The 12,136-nt window shown below is 67.3% G+C and carries 16 protein-coding genes; 10 read left to right on the plus strand and 6 right to left on the minus strand.

Annotated features, from left to right (window positions below; translation table 11 throughout):
• Positions 1 to 101: 101 nt before the first annotated feature.
• Positions 102 to 986, minus strand: coding sequence for a VOC family protein (locus ACWD3H_RS18690; RefSeq protein WP_451955840.1), 885 nt, complete (start codon positions 984 to 986; stop codon positions 102 to 104).
• Positions 987 to 1,455: 469 nt separating this feature from the next.
• Here ACWD3H_RS18690 and ACWD3H_RS18695 point away from each other — a divergent pair, with 469 nt between their 5' ends.
• Positions 1,456 to 2,319: an NUDIX domain-containing protein gene (locus tag ACWD3H_RS18695; protein ID WP_451955841.1), complete on the plus strand. Its 864-nt coding sequence runs from the start codon at positions 1,456 to 1,458 to the stop codon at positions 2,317 to 2,319.
• A gap of 19 nt (positions 2,320 to 2,338) precedes the next feature.
• Here ACWD3H_RS18695 and ACWD3H_RS18700 read toward each other — a convergent pair whose 3' ends face one another.
• A complete protein-coding gene (locus ACWD3H_RS18700) occupies positions 2,339 to 3,142 on the minus strand; it encodes a PrsW family glutamic-type intramembrane protease (RefSeq protein WP_451955842.1) in 804 nt (267 codons plus the stop codon).
• Positions 3,143 to 3,194: 52 nt separating this feature from the next.
• Positions 3,195 to 3,491, minus strand: coding sequence for a cadmium resistance transporter (locus tag ACWD3H_RS18705; RefSeq protein ID WP_451955843.1), 297 nt, complete (start codon positions 3,489 to 3,491; stop codon positions 3,195 to 3,197).
• A 30-nt stretch (positions 3,492 to 3,521) separates the two neighbouring features.
• Between ACWD3H_RS18705 and ACWD3H_RS18710 the strand changes: the two genes are divergently transcribed.
• The 5 genes from ACWD3H_RS18710 (at position 3,522) to ACWD3H_RS18730 (ending at position 6,662) form a co-directional block, all read left to right on the plus strand.
• Positions 3,522 to 4,208, plus strand: coding sequence for a hypothetical protein (locus ACWD3H_RS18710; protein WP_355559714.1), 687 nt, complete (start codon positions 3,522 to 3,524; stop codon positions 4,206 to 4,208).
• A 144-nt stretch (positions 4,209 to 4,352) separates the two neighbouring features.
• A complete protein-coding gene (locus tag ACWD3H_RS18715) occupies positions 4,353 to 4,874 on the plus strand; it encodes a hypothetical protein (protein WP_451955844.1) in 522 nt (173 codons plus the stop codon).
• A gap of 3 nt (positions 4,875 to 4,877) precedes the next feature.
• Entirely contained in the window at positions 4,878 to 5,264 is a 387-nt protein-coding gene (locus tag ACWD3H_RS18720; RefSeq protein ID WP_326646349.1) for a hypothetical protein, read from the plus strand.
• Positions 5,265 to 5,382: 118 nt separating this feature from the next.
• The gene (locus tag ACWD3H_RS18725) at positions 5,383 to 5,619 is read left to right on the plus strand and encodes a hypothetical protein (protein WP_030921016.1); all 237 of its coding nucleotides are present in this window, start codon (positions 5,383 to 5,385) and stop codon (positions 5,617 to 5,619) included.
• Between the two features lie 494 nt (positions 5,620 to 6,113).
• Entirely contained in the window at positions 6,114 to 6,662 is a 549-nt protein-coding gene (locus ACWD3H_RS18730) for a hypothetical protein (protein ID WP_451955845.1), read from the plus strand.
• Positions 6,663 to 6,772: 110 nt separating this feature from the next.
• Here the strand turns inward: ACWD3H_RS18730 and ACWD3H_RS18735 are convergent, their stop codons facing one another.
• Both ACWD3H_RS18735 and ACWD3H_RS18740 read right to left on the minus strand, forming a co-directional pair.
• A complete protein-coding gene (locus ACWD3H_RS18735; RefSeq protein WP_355559703.1) occupies positions 6,773 to 7,462 on the minus strand; it encodes a hypothetical protein in 690 nt (229 codons plus the stop codon).
• A 490-nt stretch (positions 7,463 to 7,952) separates the two neighbouring features.
• The gene (locus ACWD3H_RS18740) at positions 7,953 to 8,615 is read right to left on the minus strand and encodes a flavoprotein (protein WP_451955846.1); all 663 of its coding nucleotides are present in this window, start codon (positions 8,613 to 8,615) and stop codon (positions 7,953 to 7,955) included.
• Positions 8,616 to 8,799: 184 nt separating this feature from the next.
• Between ACWD3H_RS18740 and ACWD3H_RS18745 the strand changes: the two genes are divergently transcribed.
• From ACWD3H_RS18745 to ACWD3H_RS18755, 3 genes are all read left to right on the plus strand, one after another.
• On the plus strand, positions 8,800 to 9,399 hold the full coding sequence (locus tag ACWD3H_RS18745) for a hypothetical protein (RefSeq protein ID WP_451955847.1): 600 nt from the start codon (positions 8,800 to 8,802) through the stop codon (positions 9,397 to 9,399).
• Between the two features lie 157 nt (positions 9,400 to 9,556).
• Positions 9,557 to 9,976, plus strand: a complete 420-nt coding sequence (locus ACWD3H_RS18750) for a protein-tyrosine phosphatase family protein (protein WP_350959841.1) — start codon at positions 9,557 to 9,559, stop codon at positions 9,974 to 9,976.
• A gap of 297 nt (positions 9,977 to 10,273) precedes the next feature.
• The gene (locus tag ACWD3H_RS18755) at positions 10,274 to 10,675 is read left to right on the plus strand and encodes a VOC family protein (protein ID WP_451955848.1); all 402 of its coding nucleotides are present in this window, start codon (positions 10,274 to 10,276) and stop codon (positions 10,673 to 10,675) included.
• Between the two features lie 127 nt (positions 10,676 to 10,802).
• On the opposite strand, the gene ACWD3H_RS18760 is transcribed toward ACWD3H_RS18755, so the two are convergent.
• On the minus strand, positions 10,803 to 11,282 hold the full coding sequence (locus tag ACWD3H_RS18760; protein ID WP_451955849.1) for an OsmC family protein: 480 nt from the start codon (positions 11,280 to 11,282) through the stop codon (positions 10,803 to 10,805).
• Positions 11,283 to 11,589: 307 nt separating this feature from the next.
• On the opposite strand from ACWD3H_RS18760, the gene ACWD3H_RS18765 reads away from it, so the two are divergent.
• Positions 11,590 to 12,111, plus strand: a complete 522-nt coding sequence (locus tag ACWD3H_RS18765; protein WP_355559689.1) for a DUF302 domain-containing protein — start codon at positions 11,590 to 11,592, stop codon at positions 12,109 to 12,111.
• Positions 12,112 to 12,136: the final 25 nt, after the last annotated feature.

Genomic DNA, 12,136 nt, shown 5'->3' on the forward strand with positions numbered 1-12,136 from the left:
CGGGCGAAACAGGCTCGGGCGCGACGACACCCGGGCGAGGAGACGACCACGGGGCCGCGCGGCGGACGTCCGGGCCTTGACCGGTCATCGGCCGGCCAGGCTCAGCCGTACGCGGGCGAGACGCGGGGCTGGAGCAGATCCCAGCGGTTGCCGTACAGGTCCCGAAAGGCGGCGACCGTGCCATAGGGCTCGTGCCGTGGGGCCTCCTCGAAGGTGACGCCCGCCGACAGCATCCGCTCGTGGTCGCGGGCGAAGTCGTCCGTGTGGAGGAACAGGCCGACCCTGCCGCCGGTCTGGTCGCCGACGCGGGCCTCCTGCTCGGGGCCGTCGGCGCGCGCGAGCAGGAGCGCCGTCTCCCGCGCGCCTCGCGGGCGGACGGTCACCCAGCGTCCGCCCTCACCCTGAGGCGTGTCCTCCAGGAGCTCGAAGCCGAGGACATCGACGTAGAAGGCGATGGCCTCGTCATAGTCACGCACGACGAGCGTGGTGAGCCCGAGGTGCGGCTTCCCGAGCGGTCCTGCCCTTTCCTGGAGCCATACCGGCCCTCCTGTGCGGGCGGTCTCCTGAAGATCGGTGATCGTCAGGACGACCCGGATGGCGAGGAGGCCCGCGGCGATCGGCAGCGCGATGCCGACGATCAGGGCGAGGTCTGCCAGGCCGCTTTCCAGGCCGCTTTCCAGGCCGCTTTCCATGCCCTCCATGTCCGTCCCCGCCAGCCCCACGGACGCCAGCGTCGCGTACGGCCACAGCACCCACGTCAGCCACCATGCCCAGACCAGCCCCGAGCGGCGGGCCCTGAAGAGGTCGCTCCCCGGTCGCAGGCCACCTGGCCGGGAAGTGGCCAGGATGTCGTCGACGATCCCCTTGGGAGCGAACAGGTTGACGATGGGGAGGATCCAGCCCAGCACCAGGTACGGCGGGCGTACACGTGAAAGACCCCTGGAGAGATCGCGTACGAGTTGGCGCGAGCACGGAACAGCCAGCATACGAAGGCGATTCCCGCCAGCAGGCAGAGCATCGGAAAAAGGAGGACGACCGGGGAGAGGAGGAGCGTGTACAGGGCCTCCCACTCGTAGACCAGTCGCCAGAGCCGGTCCCCCTCGTAGAGGATCCGCAGCCCCGACAGGCCCACGGACACGATGGAGACCAGCGCGATCAGAGTGATGGCAACGGTCGCGAACGTACGGATCGGGCGCAACGGGCGAATATGCACGGAGAACGCGCTCGACTTCATGCGGGTCCTTTAACGAGGGGCAAGATACGCGCAAGTATGGCTGATCCGATATAGCCGATATAGAGGTATTTCTGGCCGCCAGCGGAAGGCTTCTCCGCTTCCCCGAGGTGTGCCGCGGTCTCTCACCCGCGAGCGTTGGTCCGCGACAGGTCGCCGGGAGCATGGGCGGGAAGGCCGACCCGGTCCGGTGCCGCCGGACCGGGCTGATGCATCATGGGTCCATGGCGGCCAGGGATGGGGACGGTTGGGCCCAGTGTGAGCGCGGGCACCGGCACTGGGGCGTGTACGGGGCGGCCGGGCTGCTCGCCGTCCACCACGACGCCACCGGGAAGCCGCACATCCTGATGCAGAAGCGCTCCGTCTGGAGCCACCACGGTGGCACCTGGGGACTGCCGGGCGGTGCCCGCGACAGTCACGAGGACACCGTCACGACCGCCCTGCGCGAGGCGTTCGAGGAGGCCACGCTGGACGGCACCGGCCTGCGGATCCAGGGCGTCTACCTCGACGACCACGGCGGCTGGTCCTTCGAGACAGTGATCACCGAGGCCGCGGAGCTGCTGAGGGCGGTTCCGGGCAACAGTGAGAGCGCCGACCTGCGCTGGCTTCCCGCCGAGGAGGTCACCGCCAAAAAACTCCACCCCGGCTTCGCTGAGACCTGGCCGGTGATCGGTCTCGCGCTCGCCCCCTCCCTCGTCGTCCTCGACATCGCCAACATCGTGGGCGCCCGCGCCGAGCACGGCTGGTGGAGGGACCGCGCCGGTGCGGCGGCCAGGCTGCTCACCGAGGTCGGCACGCACGCCGCCGGTGGACTGTGGACCACGCCCGGCCAGATCCCGCCCCTGGCGCGCTGGTTCCCCCGGGTGACCGCGGTCGTCGAGGGGGCCGCCCGCGACGCCCCTCCGGTGTCCGGCGTCTCCGTGATCGCCGCGCCCGGAAGCGGGGACGACGCCGTCGTCCAGGCCGTAAGGGACGCCCGCCCGTGGGAGCGCGTCCTGGTCGTCACCGCCGACCGGGGGCTGCGCGAGCGGGTCACGGAACTGGGCGCCGAGGTCGTCGGCCCCCGGTGGCTGCTCTCCCGGTTGTGACGTTTCACGTGGAACATCCTCAAGGCTCGGGCTCTGGGGCGGCCTGTGGTTTCAGGTCGCGGGTGGCCCGGTGGAACAGCCAGTAGCTCGCCGCGGCGACGACGAGGAAGAGCAGGCGGGCGGGCTGGGGGATGTCCAGAATGAGCAGGCCGTCGCTGAGCGAGTGGAGCAGGGCCGCCGTCATGAAGGCGGCGATGATGGGGATGGTGACGACGGCGCGACCTCTGACCTGCCAGGCCCCGAAGGCCACCGCGCACACCAGGCCGGTCCAGACGAGGTGGCTGAAGGGGGTGCTGAGGCCGCGTAGCAGGAGAATCGTGCCCGCGCCGACGGCACCGCCGTGGTTGGCGACGCTCTTCCAGGCGTAGGCCATCGACTCCATGATCGTGAATCCGGTCGCACAGGATAGGCCGAGCGCGACCCCCGCGGCCTTGGTGAGGTGGCGCCCGGTGAGGGCGACCGCGAGAGGTGGGACGAGCTTCGCGGGTTCCTCGATCCAGCCGACCCGCAGGATCGAGGTGCTGTTCTTCTGGGAGATGAAAAGCGAGTCGAAATAACCGCCTAGCAGCAGGGCGACGCCCCCGCCGAACAGGAACATCCCCATCAGCGTCATGGCCGGCACGCTGGTGGCGATGTGGATACGGTCGTGGATGGCGAGCAGGAGCGCGATGGGCCCGGCTGCGGCCCCGTAGAAGAAGGCTGCGGGCATGACCGCCTGATTGCCGGCCGCCTGCATCATGGCGATAAGCGAGAAGGACAGAACGATCATGGCGATCCACGCCTTGAACCATCGATGCCGGTAGAAGCGCAAACGGTCTCGCATAATGATTAATTCCCCGATACACCTGCCCCAAATTCGGGCGAATTGTCCATATTTATCTAAATATCGACTCCGCCACAATGACCACACCGACATTCATGAACACCACGGGCACCAGCCACCTGCCCGACCGCTCCACCAGCTCGATGATCTTCCTGTGCGACCCGAGCCAGGAGGCCACCACGCACCAGACCACGACAAGCAGCGCGAACACGGCCACCGTGACGGCGCTGGATGCCGGACCGATCGTGCAGAACCGCGGGGTGTAGACGGAGATGTTGTGTCCCCTTCTTCCCAGCGCGCGCGGCGACCGTGGCCAGCCACGAGCTACGGGCATTATGATCACGTTCATCCACTCTTGTCGGCCCTCCGGAGACCGCACGTGGGCTATCCGCCTCCGCCGCAGTACGGCCGGCCGCCGCGGGGCGAGACGGGGCGCGGGCTGACCGTGCTGGTCGTCATGGCCCTCGGTATGGTCATCGGGGCCGCCATCACCGTGTTCATGGTGCTCAATCCGCCCTCCTCGCCGCCGGTCGCGGCTCCGACGCCCGATGCCGAGCACTCGGAGGCCTCGGTCCGCCAGGCCGCCCAGCCGGCGCTCGACGCGTACAGCAGCGGCTCCTACGGTGATTTCTGGGACCTGTGGACCACCGGGGCGCAAGGGTTGATCACCCGGGAGGAGTACGTGAGGCTGTTCGGTCTCTGCCCGCCGCTCGTGGCGAACTCCCCGTTCACCGTCGCCGAGGTCGCGATCACCGGCGACACCGCCCTGGTCCAGGCCAGCCGGCTCGGCGACACGACGGAGTTCGGCTTCGTCTTCGAGAGCGACTCGTGGCGGTACGAGCCGTCGCCCGAGGAACGGTCGGAGTACCAGAAGCCGGTCGACCAGATAGCCGAGCAACGGCGGGCCGCGGGATTCTGCGGCACCGTCACCCCCACCTCAGGCCCGTCCGATCCCGCCACCGGCCCCTCCGACCCGGCTTCCGCCCCCTCCGATCCCGTTCCTGGCTCGTCCGATCCCGCGCCAAGTTCGTCCGCCTCCCCCCAGCCATCAGGTTTCCTTGAATAATGGATTTTGGACCTGCACATATGCACACATGTGGATACGCTCGGTTGCGTAGGGATACGCGTGGCCCTGGGGATGCCCGAGACCGGTGATCTCCCCACCGGGGATGAGACGCGACCTCGGGGGGCGGAAAGGCAGGTGACGCGGATGACAACCGGCACCCGACCGGGAATCCCGCTCGCACCCGCCATCGAAGTCATGCAGAAGTGCTGCCATAATCCGCAATTCACAGCTACTGTCGAACTTATGGCCCACTCCATGCCGGCAAGGCAAGACGGCACAGGATCGGAAAAACCATCGGCAAATGATCACGATGGCGCCAGACATGAATCGGATTCGGTTCCGCTCTGGCTGGCGCATCTTCAGCTTAGAGAAGGACAGAAGACCATCAGCACATCAGCTCCCGAAACCTCTATCACTATAGAGCTGGATAAAGCGGATTATGAGGCACTCTCTCGTAAGGCGCGGCTGACCGGAAACCGCGTCGTCGACGTGATCCACACGGCGGTCCAGCGAGAGATCGGCAACAAACCCCACGTGATCACCCTGATGCACCGCTGGAACCTGCACCGAGAAGACCTCAACGTGGCGGCCGAATCCCTCGGGGTCGACCAGCTCTCCGAGGCGGAGTGGGGCCAGATCGGCATTCGCCCGTTCAGGAGGCGTTGAGCCGTGCTTCCCGGTCGAGTGCTCGACGTGAGCGCACTGGTCGACATCGCGGTGGCGAAGACCGAATACTCCAGAAGCATCGCCGCCATGTGCCTTTTCCGTGGCGGCGGGATATGCGTCCCGGCGACCAGCCTCGCGGCTGTCCTGTCCATCTCCCCGATCTCGACCCAGGTGGAGCTGTTCGAACTCGTCACGACCCCCGGCGTGAAGATCGATGACTTCACACACGGGAAGGTCGGAGACATCGCGGAGATCCTCGACGGATCGCGCGACATCACGGCCGGACACGTCATCTGGTGTGCCCGCGCCACCCGATGGCCCATCCTCACGGACCGCGGGGCCGAACTCGTCCAGTACGACCAGAACCTCGAAATCGATCCGCTGCCGTAGCCCCCCGGAGCGGGAGCGCCGTCCCGGGCAGGCCGCCATAACCATCCGGTTGAAACCGATGCCAAATATCATTGTGCGCGCGATCGATTTTCGGAGCCGGGGCTTTCACACTGGGAGGGTGACGTTCCAGACGAGGCGCATCAAGCTCGACATTCCCGACGGACCGGAATACGACCAGGTACGCGATATGCACGGTCACTCGGTCACGGTGTTCGCGTCCACGGAGATCAACGGTGAACGCTCCCTGAAAATCGGCAGCCGAACGTTGCGGCTGAGGAAGGTGGGCGTGGACGAGGACGGCGAGGAGCCGATGGACATCTACCGGGCCGAGTCCATTTCGGACCCCTCGTACTGAGGACCCCTCGCGCCGAGCGCACCCGCTCGCGCTCGGCGCGGGCGCCCATGCGCCCGCCCGTCGATCACACCCCGGACCCGCGGATCCGTAACGGGGATGCCGGCGATTCGGCTGGGACCTCACCCGTCCCGGCCCGCCGACCTGTTCGGGTCGGCCACCTGACCCGAGGCCCTCGACGCCCTCGAAAGGTCCGGGCTCGGCGAACCACCTGTCCGCCAGGTCCGCGAGACCGAGCGCACCGGCCCCGTGGCTCCCAGCGGACTCGGGCGAAAATCCACGAGGACACGGACGCCTTCCCGCACCGACCTGGAAGATCTCCGGCGCCGGAGGATTAGGAAATCATCACGTTTTCAGGATTCTGCCCTGATCCTCCCTTGCCCGGTTGCGCGAATATCCGCCTTGCGGCGCTTCCTAAGGGAGTACTTTTCGACAGAGACGTTGCCACAACTGCCCGGTATGGCAGGCCGGATATCAAGCCCCCAAGTGAGGTAGCGATGCTGTCTTCCTTTGACCCGGAATATGCCCCGGTTGGTGATGTAGGGACCGCGCTGCTCTACGTCGACTCGCTTCTCACCCGTATCCGCGAGGGCGTCTCGCAGGCCGATCCCAAGCAGCGAGAGCTGATCGACGAGTTCTTCGGATCCTTCTCCAGCAAAGACGCCAGTGACGTGCTCGACGGCGCCTGCACGCTCGTCTACCTGTACATGGAGTGGCTGCGCCAGGCCCACGAGGAGCAGGACCGTGACGTGGTCGAATCCGTGGTTCCCTACGTCATCGGCAGCATGCGCAAGATGACGGTAAGCGTCAGACCCGAGGCCATCCCCGCCATGGCGGGCATGCTGACCGCCAGCGCCATCGGCCTGAGCCCGACGCTCTGGCGCAAGCAGTACGGGCCCTGGACCGAAGCCGAGATGAACGCTCTGGAGGCGACCCTCGTCCTGCTGGCCGACTACATCAACCATCTAACCAACGACGAAACCATGGCAATTCGCATGATCGCCGACATTATGGAATCCATGGAGCAAGCGGGCGATATGGGATAAATCTTTTATGTGTGGTTCCGCTAAACGCGGATCGGCGCCGATGGCCGTCAAATGAGCCGACCAGGGGCGCCTTTCTCACGCCCGTTCATGGCAGGACCCGCAGGTGACCTTCATCCGGACTGTTCCGGACCGTCCAGATGGAGGAAGAGCTCGTGCGCCGAATCGATGCTCGCGCGCAACGCCTGCTCCAGCTCGTCGGCCTCACCCGTGAGATGTCCGATCTCCGGCATGCTCAGAGCGTCGGCACCGGACTCGGCGAGCAGTTCCTCATAACGGGGCAGCCGCTCCACCAGCGCCTCGATCTGGTCGCGGGCCCGGTAGGCACGTTCGGCGTCGGCGACGTGAGCCGCGTACCGTTCGAGCGCCTCCACCTTCGCGATGACGGCGCCCTCGCTGCCGGCGAGCGCTCGCTCCAGCGGTTTCACAGCGGCTGCCACCTCCCGGGTGACCCCGCCACGCATGAGATCGCGATGCTCTCCACGGAGGGAGGAGAGCTTGGCCAGTAGGCGCGCGATCTCCCATTCCTGCGGCGGCAGCATGACGGCGTTCCGCGCGACGTCGAGCAGTCCCTCGGTGTTGACGCGCGATCGCAGGACGGAACCGACCGCCGCCCGTGTCCGGGCGAGCAGGCGCCTCGCGTCGGCGTCGAAGTCGTCGAAGAGGAAATAGGAATCCCGGTGGCGGTGCGCGAGACCGTACAGTTCCCGCTCCGGAGTAACGCTCTCCTCGACCTCCCCCGCGGCCCTGATCGCGGCGGAAAGAAACCACACGAGCACGATGAACAGCGGGATTCCGGCCATGGCTCCCCATCCAAGGGAAAGCGCCACCAAAAGGCCGACCGCGGCGAGCATGCCACCAACGGCCAGGGGGGCCGCGGATTTTTTCTGTGGTTCTTCCGGTGGCCTCCAACCTGCTCGTATGCGCGCCAGCATCGATGGATTCGCACGGAGCAGACCCGCGATCTCCGGGGACAGACCGGGATCGACCACCACACCGAACCGCTCTCTTCCCAACCCCTCCAGATCATCACCTCTTTCCGATGATCATTCTAGGGGAAGCCCCGTCGTATATGAGTGAACCGCTCGAAGAATGCCTGAAGCGGACCGGGGACCACGAAAATCAATGGCGGTTCGCACCGCGCATACCGCGGCCCGCGACGATCGCGGGTACGTGATGGCGCCCAGGAATCGACGCGGCACACGGCGCCGGATCCCCGGGCGTGATCGTTTTCAGGCGGCGATCCACGGTCGGCCGCCCTCCGGAACCGCCGCTTCCGTGGTCTCGCGCACTTCACTCGCGACGGCGCCGCCCGGCTCCTTCGAGGGCTACGAGGGCTTCGAGGGCAAGGGCCCAGGGATGGCTCTCCGCTTCCCCGCCTCCGGCGGCGGCCATGTCCGGCTCGGACCTACCGGAGCCGAGCAGGACCGGGACGCCCTCGGCCCGAAGGCTTTCGACGCTCCGGCGGAACGGCTCGCGGGAGGCGAGGCCGCCGTTGACGAAGGGCAGTACGACCACGGGGATACCGAGCCCGGGGGCTTCGGCGAGGAGGCCGAGGGCGTAGGTGTCGGCGATCCCCTGGGCGAACTTGTTGATCGTGTTGTACGTCGCGGGAGCGACGATGATCGCATCGGCCCTCGGCGGCTTGGGCTCGTCCGGCTTGCGGTAGCGGCTACGGACGGGGCGGCCGGTCTGCCGTTCCAGGGCGGGGACGTCGATGAAGTCCAGCGCGGACGGGGTGGCGACGATCTGGACGGCCCAGCCCGCGTCCTGGGCGAGGGCGACGAGACGTCCCACGTCACCGGCGCCGCCCGCGGCACACACGATGACGTAGAGGACCTTGCCGGACTGGCTCACTGGTGCACCATCCTCTTGCCGGTAGCCGAAAGACCGCTGACGCACCCGAGGTGCCGCCGGGTCACCGCCCAGCTCGCTCGACCAGATGAGGTCCAGCATGAGTTCTCATGCGTCGACTCCAAATATGGAAACCTGCATCAGCTTCTCGGCCCAGTAGGGGCCGAGCCTGCAGCCCCGTTCAGGCCGCGTCGCCGGCAGCATGGCACACCGCCCGGCGACCGACATGAAATGATTCCAGCCCTTGATCTCGTATTGGGCTTTTGCTCGGCTCTTGGAGAGACAGATGCGGATATGGCCCTGGTGGTCGGCGGCTGCGCTGGCGGCCTTCTTCCCCTCTGTCATGGCGCGGATCGGCAGCGATCTCATCGCGAGCACCGGCCTCTTCTACTACGACATGCACGTCGGGGACGGGATCGGAATCTACCCGCTGGCCCAGGGCCTCGGCATCGGGCACCTCGGCTCCGCGGGCATCGACGTCATGCGGGTGCTGTGGGACATCGAAGTGGTCATGCTGGCCTTCGCCCTGCCCGTCCTGATGGTGGCGGTCGCGGCCCTGCTCCGGCGACGCCTGCACGGCCGGACCACCCAGGTCGTGGTCGTTGTGCTGAGCGTCCTCGCAGTGATCAACATCGCCGCCAACATCGTCGGCCCCTGGTCAGACCTGACCCAGTGCCCACCGACCGACCTCACCGACCTGACCGAGAGCTACTCCTGCTACCGGAACGGCACGGGAGTCGGCATCCCGCCGTTCATCTACGGCCCCGCGTACGCCTTCGCCGCGTACTTCCTGGCCGTCACCCGTCATCACGCGCGCACCGAGGCGCCGGGACTCGGGCGAGTGAGTCGCCCCAGCGTTCCAGACGACGGCCTTCCCCGCTCATGAGTTCGGGATCCCGCGTGACATTCCCGATGCCGCGGCTCGGCGGGGCGTCCATGCCGCTGGGACACGACCGAACTGCGACCTGCCTGGCCGAGGAAGTGCACCGGTACGGCGAGCGCTTCCGGTCAGCACACCGACCTAGGCTCGTACCGTGATCGCTATGTGGGAGCCCACGATGGCGGGCGTGCTGCGACTGCCCTCCGGTCGGCTCGTCCGCGGCCGGGGGTTGCGCCGGCCGCTCCCGGAAGGTCCCGCGCCCACCTTCGCGCTCTACCTGCTGGGCCATGAGCCACCCCCCGTCACCTGGGAGACCCGGTGGCTCCGCTGGCCCGACTTCTGGTTGCCGTCCGACCGTACGGCGGCCGGCGACGCGTTACGCGAGGCATGGGTACGCGCCGAAGCCGAGCGCGTCGAGATCGCCTGCGGTGGTGGATACGGCCGGACCGGCACCGCACTGGCCTGCCTCGCCGTACTGGACGGGGTACCGGGCCACGAAGCGGTCGCCTACGTCCGGCAGCATTACGCCCGCCGCGCCGTCGAGACACCATGGCAACGCCGCTTCGTCTCCCGCTTCCGGTAGGCGGCTCACCCACCCGGCATCTCGCCGGAGAGGTTCTCGGCCGCCCCTGACCAGCCCGGTACCACGTGCACATGAGGCTCAACGGGAACCGGGCCACCCGCGGTCGGGTCACCTCGCCATGGAGGACGAACTGCTTCCCCGGCGGGGCCTTTGACCAGCTTGCCGGGAGCCGCCGATGGTCCGCCCCACGAGAAGCGAACCGGCCCGAGCTGCTCATCTCCGGACGCCCAGCAACGATCAAACGGAGCACTTCGGGCGTCTTAGCCTCGTGGAGGCAACATTCCGAAAGGGGAGAACATGATCGGCAACCTGCAGTGCGTGGTGTTGGACTGCCCCGACGCCCTTGCTCTGGCGCGCTTCTACCAGTCACTCCTCGGCGGCACAGTCAACCGGCCCGATCCCCGATGGGGGCTCGACGACGCCTGGGCGACCCTGCACACCGGCTCAGGTCTCGTCCTCGCGTTCCAGGGCGTGGACGAGTACCGACCGCCGCGCTGGCCGGACCCGGCCCACCCGCAGCAGTTCCATCTGGACATCGACGTCGCGGACCTCGACCAAGCCCGGCAGCAGGTCCTTCAACTCGGCGCCACATTGCTGGACACCGGCGACGGCACCCGCGGCTGGCACATCTACGCCGACCCGGCCGGCCACCCCTTCTGCCTGCTCCGTGGCCGGCCTGACAGCGTGCATCCAGCTTGATCTTCCTGTCCGCCCGCTCCCTGAGCCTGATGAAGCCGCCCGAGCAGTCCCACTCCCGAATCCTGGTGCTGCTCCGGGTAAGTTCGCGGAGGAGTGCCGGTCGGCTCGTCAAGGTCCAGAACCACGCTTATCTCTCCTGGACCCGAATTACCGGCATGGGGGTGATGGGGAAGTTCACCGAGCGGGCGATGAAGCACACCGCGTGTACGTCGTCGTGCAGCGAGCGGGCCTTCTCCACCATCGACACGTCGGCGACCGTCACCCCCGGACGCAGGACAACCTCGGTGATCTGGCCTCCGCCACCGCTCTCGTCCATCGTCATAACCCCATGGGCGTGGTCCTCGTATTCGGTGACGATGACCCCGCCGACGGCACAGAGGTGGAGGTACCACAGCATGTGGCACTGAGCGACGGAGGCCACGAGCAACTCCTCGGGGTTCCAGCGCGCGGGGTCGCCGCGGAAGGCGGGATCCGAGGAGGCGGCGATCGCGGCCTTATTGTCCGCCGACACCTCGTGATCACGACTGAAGGACCGGTAACCGCCCGTGCCTGCTCCGAGGTTGCCCGTCCACTCGACATTGACGTCGTAGGTATGCGTGGTCGCCATAGGTTCAGAGCTTAGAAGACTCGGAAAGCACGCTCTCTGCTCATGGGCATGCGAAAAGGTGGGCGCACTGGTGACCAGAGATGATTCCACCGGCGACCGTGATGGGGAAAGAGCGTCATGGTGCGCTGGACGACATCGCTCAACACGTAGTCGCCGCCGTGGCCGTTGATGACGTCCAGGGCCGTGGGGCCCGGAGCGGGTGACGGATACGACATCCGGCGAGCCTGCTGGTCTCAGCACGCTCGACATGGACAACCTGTTACTCGGGTCCGCAGGTAGCGGGCAGAGCCCGAGGAGATGATCCGCTGTGACCTCGATAGACACCCGCGTCGTCGCCCACCAGGTGCGCCGGCTCGACGTCCCGCTCCCGCAGCGCTACGACGAAGCCGTACGCCGCTACGAAGAGCTGGCACCGGTCGTCGACATCGCCCGGTTCGAGCAACTCCCCAACTGGGAGGCCGCCCTTGAACTCGCCGCGACCAACGCGCCACACGGCTTCATGATCTACTGGAAATCCGACGTTACCGCCATGATGGCCGGATCGCCATCCGGCTGGAAATGCACCGAGTACCTGATGGGCAACCACACCATCGCCGAGCGCATGTTCCACCACGACCCGTCGGTCATGCTCCATGCACCCCTGCGCACCGTCATCTACGCCGACGCCGAGGAACGCACCCGGCTGGCCGTCGACCAGCCCAGCACGCTGTTCTCCACCTACGACAATCCCGCCATCGCCGAAGTCGGTCAGCACCTCGACCGACTGCTCGCCGAACTCTTCACGGCCATGGGGGCGACGCCGCCCGCTGAGCTGAAGCCGACGCGGTGAGCAGGCTGCGCCGGGACCACGACCA

Source organism: Streptosporangium sp. NPDC002607, from assembly GCF_053592655.1.